The 17,091-nt window shown below is 63.7% G+C and carries 14 protein-coding genes and 1 tRNA gene; 8 read left to right on the top strand and 7 right to left on the bottom strand.

Annotation, left to right across the window (positions count from 1 at the left end):
• Positions 1-7 precede the first annotated feature (7 nt).
• Positions 8-787 (bottom strand): electron transfer flavoprotein subunit beta/FixA family protein, encoded by a 780-nt coding sequence (locus IEW81_RS05875; RefSeq protein ID WP_097060015.1) that lies wholly within the window; start codon positions 785-787, stop codon positions 8-10.
• A 155-nt stretch (positions 788-942) separates the two neighbouring features.
• Between IEW81_RS05875 and IEW81_RS05870 the strand changes: the two genes are divergently transcribed.
• Genes IEW81_RS05870 through IEW81_RS05855 form a run of 4 tightly spaced genes read left to right on the top strand, consistent with a single transcriptional unit; the run spans position 943 to position 4,818 of the window.
• A complete protein-coding gene (locus IEW81_RS05870) occupies positions 943-2,079 on the top strand; it encodes an acyl-CoA dehydrogenase family protein (RefSeq protein ID WP_097060016.1) in 1,137 nt (378 codons plus the stop codon).
• Positions 2,079-3,134, top strand: coding sequence for an enoyl-CoA hydratase/isomerase family protein (locus IEW81_RS05865; protein WP_097060017.1), 1,056 nt, complete (start codon positions 2,079-2,081; stop codon positions 3,132-3,134). Before IEW81_RS05870 ends, IEW81_RS05865 begins: the two co-directional genes overlap by 1 nt.
• A complete protein-coding gene (mmsB, locus tag IEW81_RS05860; protein ID WP_097060018.1) occupies positions 3,131-4,045 on the top strand; it encodes a 3-hydroxyisobutyrate dehydrogenase in 915 nt (304 codons plus the stop codon). Before IEW81_RS05865 ends, mmsB begins: the two co-directional genes overlap by 4 nt.
• Positions 4,042-4,818 (top strand): enoyl-CoA hydratase, encoded by a 777-nt coding sequence (locus IEW81_RS05855; protein WP_097060019.1) that lies wholly within the window; start codon positions 4,042-4,044, stop codon positions 4,816-4,818. The genes mmsB and IEW81_RS05855 overlap by 4 nt, the downstream gene beginning before the upstream one ends.
• A gap of 41 nt (positions 4,819-4,859) precedes the next feature.
• On the opposite strand, the gene IEW81_RS05850 is transcribed toward IEW81_RS05855, so the two are convergent.
• Positions 4,860-5,387 carry a MarR family winged helix-turn-helix transcriptional regulator gene (locus tag IEW81_RS05850; protein ID WP_229671252.1) on the bottom strand — a complete coding sequence of 176 codons (528 nt, stop codon included), beginning with the start codon at positions 5,385-5,387 and terminating at the stop codon, positions 4,860-4,862.
• Between the two features lie 218 nt (positions 5,388-5,605).
• The gene (locus IEW81_RS05845) at positions 5,606-6,811 is read right to left on the bottom strand and encodes a kynureninase (protein ID WP_097060020.1); all 1,206 of its coding nucleotides are present in this window, start codon (positions 6,809-6,811) and stop codon (positions 5,606-5,608) included.
• Between the two features lie 215 nt (positions 6,812-7,026).
• On the opposite strand from IEW81_RS05845, the gene IEW81_RS05840 reads away from it, so the two are divergent.
• Positions 7,027-7,102: transfer RNA gene (locus IEW81_RS05840), tRNA-Arg, on the top strand.
• A gap of 552 nt (positions 7,103-7,654) precedes the next feature.
• On the opposite strand, the gene IEW81_RS05835 is transcribed toward IEW81_RS05840, so the two are convergent.
• From IEW81_RS05835 to IEW81_RS05820, 4 genes are all read right to left on the bottom strand, one after another.
• Positions 7,655-10,678, bottom strand: coding sequence for a fibronectin type III domain-containing protein (locus IEW81_RS05835; protein WP_097060021.1), 3,024 nt, complete (start codon positions 10,676-10,678; stop codon positions 7,655-7,657).
• A 1,071-nt stretch (positions 10,679-11,749) separates the two neighbouring features.
• The gene (locus IEW81_RS05830; protein ID WP_097060023.1) at positions 11,750-13,042 is read right to left on the bottom strand and encodes a PP2C family protein-serine/threonine phosphatase; all 1,293 of its coding nucleotides are present in this window, start codon (positions 13,040-13,042) and stop codon (positions 11,750-11,752) included.
• A complete protein-coding gene (locus IEW81_RS05825; protein WP_097060024.1) occupies positions 13,039-13,449 on the bottom strand; it encodes an ATP-binding protein in 411 nt (136 codons plus the stop codon). The genes IEW81_RS05830 and IEW81_RS05825 overlap by 4 nt, the downstream gene beginning before the upstream one ends.
• 193 nt (positions 13,450-13,642) lie before the next feature.
• The gene (locus IEW81_RS05820) at positions 13,643-14,887 is read right to left on the bottom strand and encodes a glycoside hydrolase family 26 protein (protein ID WP_229671251.1); all 1,245 of its coding nucleotides are present in this window, start codon (positions 14,885-14,887) and stop codon (positions 13,643-13,645) included.
• A 245-nt stretch (positions 14,888-15,132) separates the two neighbouring features.
• Between IEW81_RS05820 and IEW81_RS05815 the strand changes: the two genes are divergently transcribed.
• From IEW81_RS05815 to IEW81_RS05805, 3 genes are all read left to right on the top strand, one after another.
• Positions 15,133-15,567, top strand: a complete 435-nt coding sequence (locus tag IEW81_RS05815) for a hypothetical protein (RefSeq protein ID WP_097060026.1) — start codon at positions 15,133-15,135, stop codon at positions 15,565-15,567.
• Between the two features lie 180 nt (positions 15,568-15,747).
• Positions 15,748-16,080, top strand: coding sequence for an STAS domain-containing protein (locus IEW81_RS05810; RefSeq protein ID WP_097060027.1), 333 nt, complete (start codon positions 15,748-15,750; stop codon positions 16,078-16,080).
• Complete coding sequence (locus tag IEW81_RS05805) at positions 16,073-16,513, top strand: ATP-binding protein (protein ID WP_097060028.1); 441 nt, start codon at positions 16,073-16,075, stop codon at positions 16,511-16,513. Before IEW81_RS05810 ends, IEW81_RS05805 begins: the two co-directional genes overlap by 8 nt.
• Positions 16,514-17,091 lie beyond the last annotated feature (578 nt).

Genomic DNA, 17,091 nt, shown 5'->3' with positions numbered 1-17,091 from the left:
GGTGCTCCTAGATCAGTTTCGCTGCGATGAGAAACTCGGCGACCTGTGTTCCGGCGGTGCCGTCATCCTTGATGATCATGCCGCCCTGGCGTGGGGGTCGTTCGGTGACCTGTTCGACCGCCGACCAGGCGTGGGAGGCTCCCGTCTCACTGCTATCGAGACCGAGGTCGACGATCGACAGGCACTCCACCTTTTTCTTCCTGGCCGACATGATGCCTTTGAAGCTCGGGTATCGGGCTTCGGCGATCTGCTCGGTCACCGATACGAGTGCGGGCAGCGGGGCGGTCACCTCGACGTGTCCGGTGGAGGTGAGGCGTTCGCCGCTGGCGGCATCCGTGCTCACGTCGAGGGTGCGCATGAAGGTGAGCTGGGCGAAGCCGAGCCGTTCGGCGAGCATGGCGGGAACGGCCCCGGTACGGCCGTCAGTGGATTCGTTGCCCGTGATCACGAGGTCGAATCCTCGTCCGCTGAGAGCCGCGGCCAGGGCTGCTGACGTCTGCACGGCGTCCGATCCCGCGAGGCCGTCATCCGAGATGTGGATGCCCGTGTCAGCGCCCATCGCGAGCGCCTTTCGGATCACGGCCAGGGCGCTCGACGGGCCCATCGTGACGACCGTGACCTCGGAGCCCGGATGCGCTTCCTTCGTGAGCAGCGCGACTTCGACGGCTTTCTCGTTGATCTCGTCGATCACGAGGTCTGCGCTGCGGTCGACCCTCAGGGTTACCGGATCTATCCTGCGGTCACCCCAGGTGTCTGGCACTTCCTTGACGAGTACGGCGATCTTCATCACACTCTCCGTTCGCGTCGCTGCGATTCCATGGTCCCACCAGAGTCGCAGGAGCGCAGAGGCGGTTTACTTTGACGTCCTAGTGTTTAGTAGGACGTCCTTGTATTATAGACCCGCGTCCCCCAGCGTGGTGGGGCAACGGTCGAAAGGTCACGATGTATCCGGTCACAGAAGATCAGGCGTCCCTCGTCGAGATGGTGGCGCAGTTCGCGGCCGAATCTCTCGCGCCGTACGCAGCCGAGTGGGACGAGACCCACTACTTCCCGGTCGAGGTGCTGCGTGAGGCTGGCGCCCTCGGCATGGGCGGTATCTACACGCGCGAGGAATTCGGAGGCTCGGGGCTCAGCCGCGCCGATTCGGTGCTGATCTTCGAGGCACTCGCCGCGGGCGACACCACCATCGCGGCCTACCTCTCGATCCACAACATGGTCACCTGGATGGTCGACACCTACGGTTCGCTCGAGCAGCGGGCCGAATGGGTTCCGCGCCTCGCCTCGATGGATGCGCTCGGCAGCTACTGCCTGACCGAGCCCGGCGTCGGCTCGGACGCGGGGGCGCTCTCGACCCAGGCCGTGCGCGACGGTGACGACTACGTTCTCAACGGCGTGAAGCAGTTCATCTCCGGGGCCGGGGCGGCGGGGCTCTACATCGTGATGGCTCGCACGGCCGACACCGGCAGCCACGGCATCAGTGCGTTCCTCGTCGCCGATGGAACGCCCGGGCTCAGCTTCGGCCCGCTGGAGAAGAAGATGGGCTGGCGCGCGCAGCCCACCCGGCAGGTTATCCTCGACGACATCAGGATGCCGGCCTCGGCGATGCTCGCGGGCGAGGGAGAGGGGTTCGGCATTGCGATGAGCGGCCTCGACAGCGGGCGACTCAACATCGGTGCGTGCTCAGTCGGTGGCGGCCAGGCCGCGCTCGACAAGTCCGTCGCCTACCTGAAGCAGCGCGAGGCCTTCGGCTCGCCCCTCATACAGAACCAGGCGCTGCTCTTCCAGCTCGCCGACATGGATACCGAGCTCGAGACGGCGCGCACGCTGCTGGCGAGGGCGGCCCTCGCCGTCGACAATGACGATGCCGACAAGGTTAAGCTGTGTGCCATGGCCAAACGGGTCGCCACCGATGCCGGATTCGCGGTCGCGAATGCGGCGATCCAGCTGCATGGCGGCTATGGCTACCTCTCCGAATACGGGCTGGAGCGAATTGTGCGAGACCTGCGGGTGCACCAGATTCTTGAGGGCACGAACGAGATCATGCGGATGATCGTCGGCCGCAGCCTGGCCGACCGCTGATGGACGGCGACGTGATCGTGAGCCAGGCGGGGATGCTCGGCAGCATCATCCTGAATCGTCCGAAAGCACTCAACGCGCTCACCCACGGCATGGTCGTGACGATCACCGACGCACTGCGGGCGTGGGAACAGGATGACGCCGTACAGGCCATCGTGATCTCGGGGGCTGGCGACCGCGGCCTGTGCGCGGGCGGCGACATCGTCGGTGTCTACCAGTCGGCCAGGGACGGCAGCGGCGATGCAGAGCGGTTCTGGCGCGAGGAGTACCGCCTGAACTCTTACATCGCCAGCTACCCGAAACCGTTCATCGCGATCATGGACGGCATCGTGCTCGGGGGCGGCATCGGCATCTCGGCGCACGGTTCGCACCGCATCGTCACCGAGCGCACGAAGGTCGGCATGCCCGAGGTCGGCATCGGATTCGCACCAGACGTCGGCGGCACCCTGCTGCTGGCGCGCGCACCGGGCGAACTCGGCACCCACCTCGCCCTCACCGGCGGGATGGCCACAGGAGCAGACGCCATCGCGCTCGGGTTCGCCGACACCTTCGTGGCCTCGGTCGAGCTGCCGCAACTGCTTGTCGAGCTGCAGACGGACGCCGCGGGCGTGGTGATCGCGCGGCACTCCACCCCCGCTCCACCGTCGCCGCTCGACAGCGCCCGTAGCTGGATCGACGCCGCATATGCGGGAGACGATGTCGGCGAGATCGTCGCGCGCCTCGCCGCCTCGCCGGTCGAGGATGCCCGGGTGGCGGCATCCACGATCCTGGCGAAGTCGCCGACAAGCGTGAGCGTGGCGCTCGAGGCGATCCGGCGGGTGACGGCGGAGTCGACACTCGAAGAAGTGCTCAACCAGGAGTACCGGGTCGGGCTCAGGTTTCTCGAGGGCACCGAAATCGTCGAGGGCATCCGCGCACAGGTGATCGATAAAGATCGCACCCCCGCGTGGTCGCCGTCGAGCATCGGGGACGTCACTCGCGCCGAGGTAGAGAGCTACTTTGCCCCACTCGACGAGCGGGAACTCGGCCTCACCGCAATGGACAGGAGCAGGGCATGAGTACCGTCAATCCCAGCACCATCGCATTTATCGGCCTGGGCAATATGGGAGGGCCGATGGCGGCCAACCTCGTGAAGGCCGGCCATGCCGTCATCGGATTCGACCTGGTCGCCGAAGCGCTCGCGCAGGCGGAAGCCGCCGGGGTCACGATCGCCACTGACGCGGCGGGTGCGGTCGCCGGCGCAGACGTCGTGATCACCATGCTGCCGGGAGGCGCGCACGTGCTCGGCGCCTACCGCGACGGTCTGCTGGCGGCGGCCGCACCGGGCACCCTGTTCATCGACTCCTCCACCATCGACGTGGATGACGCGCGTGCCGCCGCCGCGCTCGCCGTGGCCGCGGGCCACCGTGCGATCGATGCCCCTGTCTCCGGTGGCGTCGTCGGCGCGACCGCGGCAACGCTGACGTTCATGGTCGGGGCCGACGACGAGTCGTTCGCACTCGCGGCACCGATCCTGCAGGTCATGGCCGGCCGGGTCGTGCACTGCGGGGGTTCCGGCGCAGGACAGGCCGCGAAGGTCTGCAACAACATGATCCTCGGCGTGTCGATGATCGCGGTCAGCGAGGCGTTCGTGCTGGGGGAGAAGCTGGGGCTCAGCAACCAGGCGCTGTTCGACGTGGCATCCGCCGCTTCCGGGCAGTGCTGGGCACTGACCACCAACTGCCCGGTGCCGGGGCCGGTGCCCGCGAGCCCCGCCAATCGTAACTACCAGCCCGGGTTCAGCGGCGCGCTCATGGCGAAAGACCTCGGTCTTGCGCTCAACGCGCTGCAGTCCAACGGTGTCGCGGCCGAGCTCGGAACCCTCGCCGCGAGCATCTACCGCACCTTCGCCGATGAGGGCGGGGCCAGCCAGGATTTCTCTGCGATCATCAACACCATCCGCAACAACTCGAATGAGGCAGCAGCATGAGCGACTACGAAACCATCATCCTCGAGCGACGCGACCGGGTCGCCCTCATCACCCTCAACCGGCCGGAGGCGCTGAACGCGCTCAACCTCGCGATGATGAACGACCTCGTGACGCTGGCCGCCGAGCTCGACGCCGACGAGAGCGTCGGAGCGATCGTGATCACCGGTTCAACGCGAGCGTTTGCGGCCGGTGCCGATATCAAAGAGATGGCGGGCAATTCCTATATGGATGCCTACCTCGTTGACTGGTTCTCGGGCTGGGACCGGCTGTCTGCCGTGCGCAAGCCGATCATCGCCGCGGTGTCGGGCCATGCACTGGGCGGTGGGTGCGAGCTGGCCATGTTGTGTGACGTCATCATCGCCTCAGACACCGCGATGTTCGGCCAGCCCGAGATCAAGCTGGGCATCATCCCCGGCATCGGCGGATCACAGCGACTCACGAGGGCGATCGGCAAATCCAGGGCCATGGAGATGATCCTCACCGGCCGCTCGATGAACGCTGCCGAGGCGGAGCGCGCCGGGCTGGTCGCGCGAGTCGTGCCTGCCGACGAGCTGCTCGATAATGCTCTCGCGACGGCGGCGACAATCGCCGGCATGTCGTTGCCCATCGTGATGATGGCCAAGGAGGTCGTCAATGCGGCCTTCGAGTCGACCCTCACCGCGGGCGTGCGGTTCGAGCGGCGGCTTTTCCACTCCGCGTTCGCGACGGATGACCAGAAGGAGGGCATGACGGCCTTCATTGAGAAGCGGGCTCCGAACTTCACCCACCGCTGAGGGTCACGGGGGCGCCCGGTCGGATTGCTCGGCCGAATAGCTCAGTCGAACTGCTCGGCCTCGGGCTGGCCGAAATCACCGGCGTTGTAGCGGAAGCGGCCGAGCAGCTCGATCATGATGTCGAGGTCGGGCTGGTCGAATCCGGGGTTCTCGAAGACCGTCGAGTTGAGGGCCGCGGTGGCGGCGCCCGCGATCCGCCTGCCGGTGTCGGTGATCTCGACGAGAGTCGCGCGCCCGTCTGTGGGGTGCGGCAGGCGGCGAACGAATCCGGCGCCCTCGAGGCGGTCGACGGCATTGGTGACGCTCGTCGGATGCACCTGGAGCCTCGCGCTGGCCTTCGCCATCGGCAGCGCTCCCGTTCGTGTGAAACTCAGCAGCGTCAGAAGCTCGTAGCGAGCGAAAGTCAGGCCGAACGGCCTAAGAGTTTTCTCGATGCGGGCGAGCAGGATCTGCTGGGTGCGCATGATCGCCGTGACGGCAGACATCCCGTCGACAGCGTCGGCCCAGCCGTGCGCTGTCCACTGGCGCGCCGCCTCTGCAATAGGGTCGGGATGCACGGAGTCGGTCACACGTTCATAGTGCCATGAGCGGCATCCCCAGCGCCGACGCCATCGAGGGTCGAGGCAGGGGATGGGTCGCTACGCATCGACGCGGGTCACGTATGCACGGAACAGTGGCTCACCATCGTTGACCGCGATGTGCCCGGCCGATGACCGGAGCAGTTCGGCGCCACGCGCTACGGCGCCGCGCCTCGCGGCCGTGCCAAGACGGCACCCCGAGGTTCGGTTTACTCGGCCAGTTCGGCCAGGATGTCGCGCACGAGTTCGAGGCCCAGCTGCACTTCGGCGAAGGTGGTGCTGAGGGGCGAGAGGCCGATGCGCAGCCCGTCAGGGAACCGGAAGTCGGGAATGACGTCGCGTCGCCACAGCAACTCGGTCACCTCGCGGAATGCCGGATGCCGCAGTGTCACGTGGCTGCCGCGGTGCTCGTCAGCACGCGGGCTGCCCACCGTTACGCCGAGCCCGGAGAGGTTCGCGTCGCTCCACTCGATGACGAAGGCGGTGAGGGCGAGCGATTTGCTCCGGATTCCGGGCAGCCCCGCCTCCTCGATCACGTTGAGCATGTCGTGCAACGGCACCATGGCGAGCACCGGCGGTGTGCCGCTGAGGAACCTGCGCATACCATCAGCGGGCACGAATTCGTCAGCCATCGCGAACACGTCCGCCGCGCCCATCCACCCCTGGATGGGCTGGTGCAGTTCGGGTTGCAGCCGGCTCGCGACGTAAGCGAAAGCGGGAGCGCCCGGCCCGCCGTTGAGATACTTGTAGCTGCAGCCGACGGCGATATCGACGTTCCAGGCATCGAGTTCCGTCGGCACGACGCCGGCCGAGTGGCAGAGATCCCAGAGCATCAGTGCACCGGACTCGTGGGTGATCGCGGTGATCTGCTCCACTTCGGCGATGAATCCTGAGCGATACGCGACCTGGCTCAGAACCACGAGAGCCGTGTCCGGGCCGACCGCGTCGGCCACGAGTTCCGGTGTCACGCCTCCGTCGGGATCGGTATCGATCCAGCGCAGGGTGAGCCCACGCTCGGCCGCGATCCCCTCGAGGATGAAGCGATCCGTCGGAAAGTTGTCCCTGTCTATCACGATCTCGGTGCGGCCCGGCCGCGCGTCCACGGCCGCCCGAATCAGCTTGTAGAGCAAGACGGTGGTGGAGTCGGCGACAACGCACTGGCCTGCGGCAGCGCCGAGGGTCACGTGACCGATGCGGTCTCCGAGGGCCAGCGGCAGTTGCATCCACTGTTCGTCCCACGAGCGGATCAGGCGCGAACCCCAGTCGTGCGAGACGAAGCCCGCAAGCCGCTCGAGCGTCGCGGTCAGGGGGCGCCCGAGCGAGTTGCCGTCAAGGTAGGCACGTACCTCGTTGCTCTGGATGAAGCGGCTCGTGAACCCGGCGAGCGGGTCTGTCGCGTCGAGGTGGTGGGTCATTCGGGAAGCTCCTGTGGTTCGGTAGCTGCGCCGAGCTCGTGCAGCATGGGCTTCAACCAGAGTTCGCTGGTCTGGCGCTGGATGGGTCACCCGTCATTCCTCCACCGTATCGAAAAGTAACGGTCGTCCTGGATATGCCATATCGCTGTTGCGAACATGAGGGCCCTGAACCGCTGGTATAGTTTTCAGGTTGGCTTCGGCCGGCTGCACGACATGCGCCCGTAGCTCAGCGGATAGAGCAATTGACTACGGATCAATAGGCCGGGGGTTCAAATCCCTCCGGGCGCACCATAAATAACAGGTCTGACCTGCACTTCCTCTGGAATGCGGTCGGACCTGTTGTGGCTTCTGCCCACATCCTGCCCACACTTGAAAACATTCGGGACCGATTTTCGTGCGGGTTTTGCCCTGGCCGGCTGTGTTCAGCCCCGTGTTTGTCTGGGTTTTAGCCCACTCGGCGAGGTTGACCAATTGACCTCGGAGTAGATGGTCAATGGTGTTCGTCTATCGGGGCGTAGGCGGTAAGCGGGCATGTGATGAGATGTCGTGAGCGGACCAGCCCGCCTTGACGTCGACGGGCAGCGACGTGAGCATTCTGCTGAGCAGGCTGTGTGTGAGCGTCGAGCTGAAGTTGCTCCGTTGCCGACTTGAACTGATCGAGGGAAGGACGTGCTCGTCGTCGTCCTTGTTGATCGGAGGCGGGCACCGGGGGCGGGGACGGCGCTAAACCAATGCTGCGTCGGTGAGTTAAACGAAAACTGACGTGCCCCATGGTCCGGTAACCGGAGATGGGGCACGTCAGCACGTCAGCTTTGCGGGTGGCGACCCCGGATGAGCTTTGGTTCAGCTGGTGTGTTGTTGCTGTGCGCGGCGGCGCACTCGTGCGCTTCCGAGCACAACCAGTCCGGCTGTCAGTAGGAGCCCTGCCAGGCCCAGGGGGAGCTTCAGCTCCGACCCGGTGTGCGCCAGCACTGATCCTGCGGGTGTGACTGCTGTTGGTGCGACGGGTGCCGGTGGGATGGGTGTTGGGTTTACCGCCGATGGTGCCGGTGTGACGGCGGCGGAGGTGGCTGCGGTGGCGCCGGTTCCGGCAGCGTTGGTTGCAGTCACGGTGAAGGTGTAGCTGTTGCCGTTGGTTAAACCGGTGACCACGATCGGGCTGCCCGTGCCGGACACAGTCGACGTACCGTTAGCGAATGCTGCCGTCGCAGTCAGGCTGCCAGCCGTGGACGCAGCCTGTGCACCATCGGCCGGTGTCGTGTCGGTTGCGGTGACCGTGTATCCGGTGATCGCCGAACCACCGTCGTCGGCTGGAGGGGTGAAAGTCACCGTCGCCTGCCCATCGCCGGCCGTTACCGAAACATCCCTCGGTGCACCCGGTACCGTTGCCGGTAGGGCAATCACCGACACCGTGTTGTCACCGGTGTTGGTCACGTACGCGGTGTATGTGGTCTCGTTGACTGCCACCCCGTACGGGCCGCTGCCGACGGTCACGGAGGTCACCGCTTTGGTGGCCCCGTCAATCACCGATACTGTCCCGTCGTTGTTGTTGGTGACGTAGATGGTGTTCGTGGTCTCGTTGACTGCCACCCCGATCGGGAAGCTGCCGACGGTCACGGAGGTCACCGCTCTGGTGACCCCGTCAATCACCGATAGCGTCCCGTCGCCACCGTTGGTGACGTAGATGGTGTTCGTGGTCTCGTTGACTGCCACCATCCACGGGTTGCTGCCGACGGTCACGGTGTTGGTCACCGCTTTGGTGGTCCCGTCAATTACCGATACCGTCCCGTCGCTGTTGTTGGCGACATAGATGGTGTTCGTGGTCTCGTTGACTGCCACCCCGACCGGGCCGCTGCCGACGGTCACGGTGTTGGTCACCGCGTTGGTGGTCCCGTCAATTACCGATACCGTCCCGTCGTCAAGGTTGGTGACGTAGATGGTGTTCGTGGTCTCGTTGACTGCCACCCCGAACGAGCGGCTGCCGACGGTCACGGTGGTCACCGCTTTGGTGGCCCCGTCAATCACCGACACCGTGTCGCCGCTGTTGTTGGTGACGTAGATGGTGTTTGTGGTCTTGTTGACTGCCACCGCGATCGGGTAGCTGCCGACGGTCACGGTGTTGGTCACCGCGTTGGTGGCCCCGTCAATGACTGATACCGTCCCGCCGCCGAAGTTGGTGACGTAGATGGTGTTCGTAGCGTCGTTCACCGCCACCCCAGCCGGGACGCTGCCGGTGGGTATGGTGTCGGTCACGGTGTAGCCGGTCGGTGAACGAGGTGTTATTGCCGGTGTGACGGGAGTGGATGCGGCGGACGCAGCACTGGTGCCGACGGCGTTGGTTGCGGTCACCGTGAAGGTGTAGCTGTCACCGTTGGTCAAACCTTTGACCACGATCGGGCTGCCAGTGCCGGAGGCAGTCTGCCCACCGTTGGCTGGTGTCGTGGTGTCGGTGGCGGTGACCGTATATCCGGTGATCGTCGAACCACCGTCACTGGCTGGAGGGGTGAAAGCCACCGTCGCCTGCCTGCTGCCGGCTGTCACCGAAACATCCGTCGGTGCGCCAGGTGTTGTTGCTAGTGCGATGGGGGTGGATGCGGCGGACGCAGCACTGGTGCCGACGGCGTTGGTTGCGGTCACCGTGAAGGTGTAGCTGTCACCGTTGGTCAAACCAGTGACCACGATTGGGCTGCCGGTGCCGGAGACAGTCTGCCCGCCACGGGCTGGTGTTGCGGTGTTGCTGGCGGTGACCGTGTACTCGGTGATGGCAGAACCACCGTCACGGGCCGATGGGCTGAAAGTCACCGTAGCCTGCCCGTTACCGGGCGTGGCTGAAACATCCGTGGGTGCATCCGGTGCCGTTGCTGGCCCGATCACCGATACCGTACCGTCGACAGAGTTGCCGACGTAGATGGTGTTCGTGGTCTCGTTGACTGCCACCCCGTACGGGCCGCTGCCGACGGTCACGGAGGTCACCGCTTTGGTGGCCCCGTCAATCACCGATACCGTCCCGTCGCTGTTGTTGGTGACGTAGATGGTGTTCGTGGTCTCGTTCACTGCCACCTCGTACGGGGAGCTGCCGACGGGCACGGTGGTCACTGCTGTGGTGGCCCCGTCAATCACCGATACCGTGTTGTCGCCAAAGTTGGTCACGTAGATGGTGTTCGTGGTCTCGTTCACTGCCACCCCGTACGGGCCGCTGCCGACCATCACGGAGGTCACCGCTGTGGTGGCCCCGTCAATTATCGATACCGTCCCGTCGTTAGCGTTGGTCACGTAGATGGTGTTTGAGGTCTCGTTGACTGCCACCCCGTACGGGCCGCTGCCGACGGGCACGGTGGTCACTGCTGTGGTGGCCCCGTCAATCACCGATACCGTCCCGTCGCTGTTGTTGGCAACGTAGATGGTGTTCGTAGTCTCGTTCACTGCCACCCCGATCGGGGAGCTGCCGACGGGCACGGTGGTCACTGCTGTGGTGCCCCCGTCAATCACCGATACCGTATCGTCGCCATTGTTGGTGACGTAGATGGTGTTCGTGGTTTCGTTGACTGCCACCAAGGCCGGGCGGTTGCCGACGGGCACGGTGGTCACCGCGTTGGCGGTCCCGTCAATCACCGATACCGTCCCGTCGTCAATGTTGGCAACGTAGATGGTGTTTGTGGTCTCGTTGACTGCCACCCCGATCGGGCGGTTGCCGACGGGTATGGAGTCGGTCACGCCGTAGATCGTGGCGGCTGACGCCGGGGCCGCGCCGCCGAGTACAGCTAACGGGACCAGAAGGGTGACCGCGCCGATCAGCGCCGCCGACCGTGTCCGCCATGTAATCCGTCGACGCCCATTACCTCGACCGATACCGTGCAGTGCTCTCATGGGAGGACCTTTCTTGGCGCGAAAATATCGCGTCCACCCGCACCTAGCGAAACCCGCTACGTCGGGAAAGTCAGCAGACCTACACCCGACGGGACCGGGGGGCTGTGTAGCTAAAATCTAGCGCAGCCCAGCACCCCCGCAAGACCCCGAAACGGGGAACCAAATAGGGCCCCTGCCGGGCACTGTTTCGCTTCCTCGACGAGCATCCCCTCGCTGCAACACTCGAGGAGTTTCAGGGCCAGCGTGATCAGCTCAACCAGAGTGATAAGACCGACCGATTCCATCGGAGATTTCCCGGCTGGATCAACTTCCAGCGACAGGTTGACTGGGAGGGCATCCGCTACGCGACCGTCGCAGGGGACGGCATCATCCAGGCCCGCCAAGCCCGGAACTAAATACGTTCGCTCCGGTTGGCCCGGAGGACGGCGACCCAGAACCCTCTGACTGCCATCGATGTTCTGATGCAGAACTGTCACCAACATCTTCAAGCATAACAACACAAAATGAGCAGTAATCACTAAAGCCGTGCCCACATTTCACCCACACTTGAGCAGCATCCCGGTCAGTTCGTGTCACCGGGATCGCGCCCAGTCACCAGTGTTTTGGCGGTTTCTCAGCCACTTCCGCATAACTCTGGGTATCTGGCTTTCGACTACGGATCAATAGGCCGGGGGTTCAAATCCCTCCGGGCGCACCATAAATAACAGTCCTGACCTTCACTTCCTCTGGAATGCGGTCGGACCTGTTGTGGCTTCTGCCCACATCCTGCCCACACTTGAAAACATTCGGGACCGATTTCAGGCCGCGAATGCGGCTTTTCTGCGTGTGATCTCCCACTATTTGTCTGAGTTCTGGCCCACTGGGCCAAGGTGACCTATTGACCTCTGAGCAAACATCCATCCCTGCCTGATCTCCACACCAAGAGAGGTAACCAAGCTGTAGGGCACGTCTGGAATTTTCGCCCTTCTGCTCGTCCTTGCCAGTTCAGCTGTGAGTGCCTTGGCGGGAGATGCCACGCCGCGCTATATAGTGATGCCCGACAGGCCGCTTGTAGTGCAGAACCCGAGTTATCTACACGGCAAGGCGACGAAGGACAACGACGGTGATGTCATCGTCGGTCAAGTCGGCGCCTGTGATGACCGCGCGAACCCGGTCGAGGACATCGGCGGCATCCTCGGAGGAATCGACGATGTCTGCGATGTGCTGGAGGGATTCGACCGTGCCGTCATAGAGGTCCAGGATGCCGTCGCTACAACTGACAAGCGTGTCACCGGGTTCTAATCGGAACTGGGCGACCGTCCACGCCTCATCGGAGATCAGTCCGATGGGAAGGTCGAAGGAGGTGAGCCGGCTCCAAGCCCCCTCGGCGCGGACGTGGATAGTCAGACCGTGTCCGGCATCGATGTAGCGGACGATCCCGGTGTTCTCGTCGAGTCGAGCGTGGAACATTGTCGCGAACGTCGACGCGTCAGCTAAGTCCGTCGCGAGGGCATCAGATGCGCGATCAAGCGCGATGGCGAGGTCGTCATGGTTGCGGGCGCTTCGCACGACGGCGCGAACTGTGGCGGCGATGATGCCAGCTCCGACACCTTTTCCCATCACGTCCCCCAAGGTAATCGCGATGCCGTTACTGGCTGTGTACCAGTCGAAAAAATCGCCGCTAATCGCTTTAGAGGGAAGGCACATGCCTGCAAAGTCATAGCCTGTGGCACCCATGCCGCTTGTAGGCAAAAGGGCCTGCTGCACCACAAAGGCTCGCTGCAGTTCCGTGAGTGTCGCCTGTTCTTTGGCCTGGAGATCGCTAATATTTACGCGAGCGAGACGGACGAGATCGTTGACCACGGCGGCAGCCATGGTGAATGCGCAAGCGGAGAACAGGCCACGTGCGATCTCGTTTGGATTGTTCTCGAGGGTCGACCCGAGCAAGAAGGGTACGAGCAGCCCACCGAGCACACCAACAAACGCGTAGGCGATGTGGCGGCGGCCGGGTGACGCGGCGATCCAAACGGCTGGCAGGATAGCGAGCGATGCGAAAATCGATGAGCTCTCACCTGTTGCAAAGCGTAGAACTCCGATGACGAGAAAATCGATCACAGGAACTACCAGGACCGACCGCTCGCCCAGGTCCACTCGTGGCAGAAAACCCGCAAGGCCGGTCGCGACGGCCAATAACACCGTGGCTGCGATCAGAGCAGGCACGCTGGTGATGCGGGCAGTGGGCACGATGAGCGAGACCAAGATGGCGATCGTGAATAGCAGTACAACCGGGAGCTGTTTGACCAGCGGCGGAAACCCATCCAACATCACCGCCGAAATCGACAGCGCTCGGATCGTCGAGTGCTTGTTGTGTGATTGACCGGTCATGGTTTGCGGTGGCGCAGCTTGGTAAGAGTCCAGATGTTGCGATCTTGCATTCGGTGGTACTCGAAGTCATCGACGAGTGCCTGGATGAACGCCAGACCGCGGCCGGTCTCCGCGAACTCGTCCGGCATGTCCCGTGGACTCAAGTCAATTCGTGCAGGAGACGCAGTATCTTCGAGAACAGCCTTCAGCGTGGCTTCATTCGCTGAAAGTGTGAGGTTACAAATGATCGTGGTTTCGGACGTGCCGTGCTGGATGACGTTGGAAACGAGTTCAACGATCGCTGTCTCGAACATCATCCGGTCCATCTCGTCAACGTCGCCTTCCCGCGCCCATAGCGTCTCGAGAGCGGAATGCACGACGCCGACTTCATCGGGAGGGGTGCGGAAGGCGATCGTGCACTCAGGCATTGTCGTCGATTAGTCCGATAAAGGTGTCGCCCAACTGAGACGTTGATACCCGGTTTAGCTGGCTCATCCCTCGAATAACCGCGTTGTCAATTCCGACTATTTCGTTCGCGAACATTCTTACCTTTTTCTTGGACGGGCTATTGTCAAGGGCACTGTTGGCAAAGAGGCGCGGGGTGACTGCAGTCGCATGGCACTAACGAGCAGCCAGCGCTTTGTTGAGGGCGGTCGTGGATGTCGTTGAGCTGTTGATGCGCCAGTCGGTTTCTTTGAGGAAGTGGAACCAGACGAAGCCGGTCACGTCGGTTTGCTCCGCCAGGTAGGCCACTAGGGCGGTGTTCCACTCGGCTTTTGATCCGCCGGCTTCGGCTGAGGCGGTTTCGGCGATAATGATTTGCTTCCCGGGCGCGAGGGTCCGCAGCTGGGCGAGCCCGGCGTCGAAGAGGGTCGCCGGCGCCTGCCAGGTGCTCCAGGCGGCCGAGGTGCCCCAGTTGTATCCGTCCAATGCGACGACGTCGACGTAGGTGGCGCCCGGGTACAGGCCGGTCAGCGGTGTGGAACGGGTGTACGGGATGTTCGGGCTCCACACCCAAGATACGTTCGTGGCACCGGCGGCGACGACGACATCGTGCACATGGCGCCAGGCCGCGGCGTAGTCGCCCGTGGTGTTGCCGTTCACGCCGTCCGACCAGGGGTACCAGTTGCCGTTCATTTCGTGGCCATAGCGCAGCATCACCGGCTTACCCCAGGTGGCCAGCGCCTGGCCCCACTTGGTTAGGTACGCGTCGTGGGCGCCGGCGGTGATGTTGTCAGAGGAGTAAGCCGGCTGGTTGATTCCGCCGCCCCAGGCCCAGGGCTCCCAGGTGATCAAGCTCGTGGCGCCGCGCGCCCGAACGGAGTCGAGCTCGGCGATCGAAACGGACTGGTTAAAGTCCTTGTACGACATCACTATCGAGGGGTTCTCGTTCACCAGAACCGCGACCGCGTCGAGTTCGGAGTTCGCTAGGGCGCCACCCGGGGTGGCGACCCCGAAGCGGAGCTTCGACGTGCTGATCGGGGCGCTCGTCATAGAGGGCTGCTGGGTGAGGGTGGCGTCGGACGGGTCCGCGGCGGTGGAGACGGCGGCGAAAGTAACGGTGAAGTATGTGCTGGCCGTCACTTTGCCCAGCGTTGCTGTCACCGGCAGGAGTCTGGTTGTGGCGTCGGGAACCGTGAGGTCGGTGCTGAAGTTTCCGTCGGCCCTGGTCTTCATGGCAAGACTGGTACTGCCTATGGTTACCGTGCCCGCTGTGTTCTTTGGGAATCCGCGTCCGTTGACGGTTGAGGTGGAACCCATCGGGCCGAGGTTCGGGCTCAACGAACCAGTGGCCGTACTGGCCGCGGCCGCCGCGCTGGGCGTGCCGGTAAGGCTGGCGGATCCGGCCAGGATTGTCAGTAGCACGACCAAACCCGCGAGCGCAGATCGGCTGTGACGGTGTGCGCGCATGCAAGCCCCCGGTGGGGGAGATTCACTCGGGTACCACGGCATGATGCTGCGGTGAAAATCTCTTGTGTCGTAAGAGTAGGGCATCGTGGGGTCATCGGAATTCACGGGGTCCACTGTCCACTAATATGAGAAAAAGTACGGTATGCAGGTATCTCACGCAGGTGCAGCGGGGGACCCGGAAAGGTCTCAACGTGCGAGGAGTGTCCCGCCGTTCTGTCCTCCTGGTCCTGGCCACCCTTGCTCTTGCGCTGCTGATGGGGCCTGCCGCACTCCCGGCCGCTGCCCTTCAAGGCGAAACGAATGGCGGCGGCGATGCCGCGGACTTGCTGACGCCGGACTCCGGAGCGTATTTCGGCTCCATCCTCGACTGGTCCGCCGATAGCGTCGAGGACCAGGCGGACCGGCTGGCATCGCCAAGCGCGGTGTATGAACACGCCGCCGGCGTGCCCTTACCGGAATCGAGCAAGCTCTACCTCGACCAGTTTCTGGACCAGGTGCAAAGTCAGGGGGCATTGCCCGTGATCACCCTCACGCCTACGGTGGACCTGTCGGATGTGGACGCGGGCGTCGCCGACGAGTTGGTTGACGATCTGCGCGAACGGGACCTGCCTGCCTACGTTTCGCCCCCGACATGAACAGCTCCTGGACGTCGTGGGGGCAACAGCCCTCGGCGTACCGGCAGGCTTTCGCCAATGTGGCCGACGCCGTGCACGCGCCGTGAACATTTTTTGGGCCGTGTACGACCTCATCGTGCTCGGCATTCTCGTCACCGCGGCCCGATACACCGGCCACAACCCCAAGGAGAATAGCAACGCATGAAATTCGAGACCCTACCCATCGGCGACACGATAGCGGCCATCCGTGGCGTGGGCCGGCTGAACATGGTGTCAGCGGCCGCGCTACGCGAGACCGTGAGCGAGGCGCTCAGCACTGGTCGCACGCGCATCGTGGTCGACCTCAGCGGGATCGACTTCGTGGACTCGTCAGGCCTGGGCGCGCTGATCGGCTGCCTGAAGAGCGCCCGGCAAGCAGGCGGCGATCTACGCATCGCCCAGCTGACTGCTCAAGTCACCATGGTGCTGCAGCTATCTAACCTCGACCGGGTACTCAAGAGCTACGAGTCGACCGAGGCAGCCTACAATGACTAAACCGGCCGGCATCCTGCGGTTGATCGCCCCGCCGGCCGACGTGAACGACGTGCACGACTTCGTCGAGGTCGAACTCAACCGGCACCCCGACCTGAACGACATGGACCGGATGACCTTCACCACCGCCCTCATCGAGCTGGCCTCCAACGTGATCCAGCACGCCGATACCGGCCTGGGCGTGTCCTGCACCCTCACCGTGCGCGTCGAGGAGGACAGTATGACGGCGCAGCTCAGTGACAGCGCGGAGGACGGCGGCATCAAGCTGGTCGCCCACGGACTTCCTGAGGACGACCTGGCGGAGTCCGGCCGCGGCATCGCATTCATCCAGGCTCTCGTCGACGACCTGCACTACACAAGGATTGGCGACCGAAACCTCTGGATTATTACAAAGAAACGCAGCCCTGCACCTCCCTCGAATGTCAGAGGCCTGTGACGGCCAAGCGACGAACCCTCTACTGTGCGGCCAGGTGTAGAGCGCGCGTCTCGTTTCCGGTCCTGGGAACGGCGTTCACCCGACGCGGCGGTGCGACAGGCCGGGCGAGCAATCGTAGGTCGGACGGGGCACTGAACGATCGGTGTAATCACCGCTTTGGTAATTAGCTAAGGATCAAGGCTGGTCCACTCAATAGGACCAATAGTCAGCACACTAAGTCGACATCAGTCCGTATATTCATCGCATGATTCCAGCTGACCCGTACATCTTCCACAGGGTCTGCCGCAGGGTACGGTAACCGTTTTGCCCTGCCCCGCGGTTTGGTCATTGTCTTGGCGCGAAGATCAGAAAAGCCGTGCCCACATTTCACCCACCCTTGGGCAGCATCCTGGTCAACTCGCGTCACCGGAGTCGTGCCCAGTCACCCCTGTTTTGGCCGGTTTTCAGTCACTTCCGCATAACTCCGGGCATCCGGCTTTCGACTCCGGATCAATCGGCCGGGGTTTCACATCGCTCCGGATGCACCATAAATAACAGGTCTGAACTCCACTTCCTCTGGAAGGCGGTCGGGCCTGTTG

This window comes from Salinibacterium xinjiangense, assembly GCF_014645015.1.
Taxonomy (GTDB): Bacteria; Actinomycetota; Actinomycetes; order Actinomycetales; family Microbacteriaceae; genus Rhodoglobus; species Rhodoglobus xinjiangensis.
This window is presented reverse-complemented; position numbering and strand designations above follow the sequence as displayed.

Bases quoted from the DNA above. Each gene is read 5' to 3' on its own strand.
- IEW81_RS05875 (WP_097060015.1), bottom strand. From the start codon at position 787: ATGAAGATCGCCGTACTCGTCAAGGAAGTGCCAGACACCTGGGGTGAC.
- IEW81_RS05870 (WP_097060016.1), top strand. From the start codon at position 943: ATGTATCCGGTCACAGAAGATCAGGCGTCCCTCGTCGAGATGGTGGCG.
- IEW81_RS05865 (WP_097060017.1), top strand. From the start codon at position 2,079: ATGGACGGCGACGTGATCGTGAGCCAGGCGGGGATGCTCGGCAGCATC.
- mmsB (WP_097060018.1), top strand. From the start codon at position 3,131: ATGAGTACCGTCAATCCCAGCACCATCGCATTTATCGGCCTGGGCAAT.
- IEW81_RS05855 (WP_097060019.1), top strand. From the start codon at position 4,042: ATGAGCGACTACGAAACCATCATCCTCGAGCGACGCGACCGGGTCGCC.
- IEW81_RS05845 (WP_097060020.1), bottom strand. From the start codon at position 6,811: ATGACCCACCACCTCGACGCGACAGACCCGCTCGCCGGGTTCACGAGC.
- IEW81_RS05835 (WP_097060021.1), bottom strand. From the start codon at position 10,678: ATGAGAGCACTGCACGGTATCGGTCGAGGTAATGGGCGTCGACGGATT.
- IEW81_RS05830 (WP_097060023.1), bottom strand. From the start codon at position 13,042: ATGACCGGTCAATCACACAACAAGCACTCGACGATCCGAGCGCTGTCG.
- IEW81_RS05825 (WP_097060024.1), bottom strand. From the start codon at position 13,449: ATGCCTGAGTGCACGATCGCCTTCCGCACCCCTCCCGATGAAGTCGGC.
- IEW81_RS05810 (WP_097060027.1), top strand. From the start codon at position 15,748: ATGAAATTCGAGACCCTACCCATCGGCGACACGATAGCGGCCATCCGT.
- IEW81_RS05805 (WP_097060028.1), top strand. From the start codon at position 16,073: ATGACTAAACCGGCCGGCATCCTGCGGTTGATCGCCCCGCCGGCCGAC.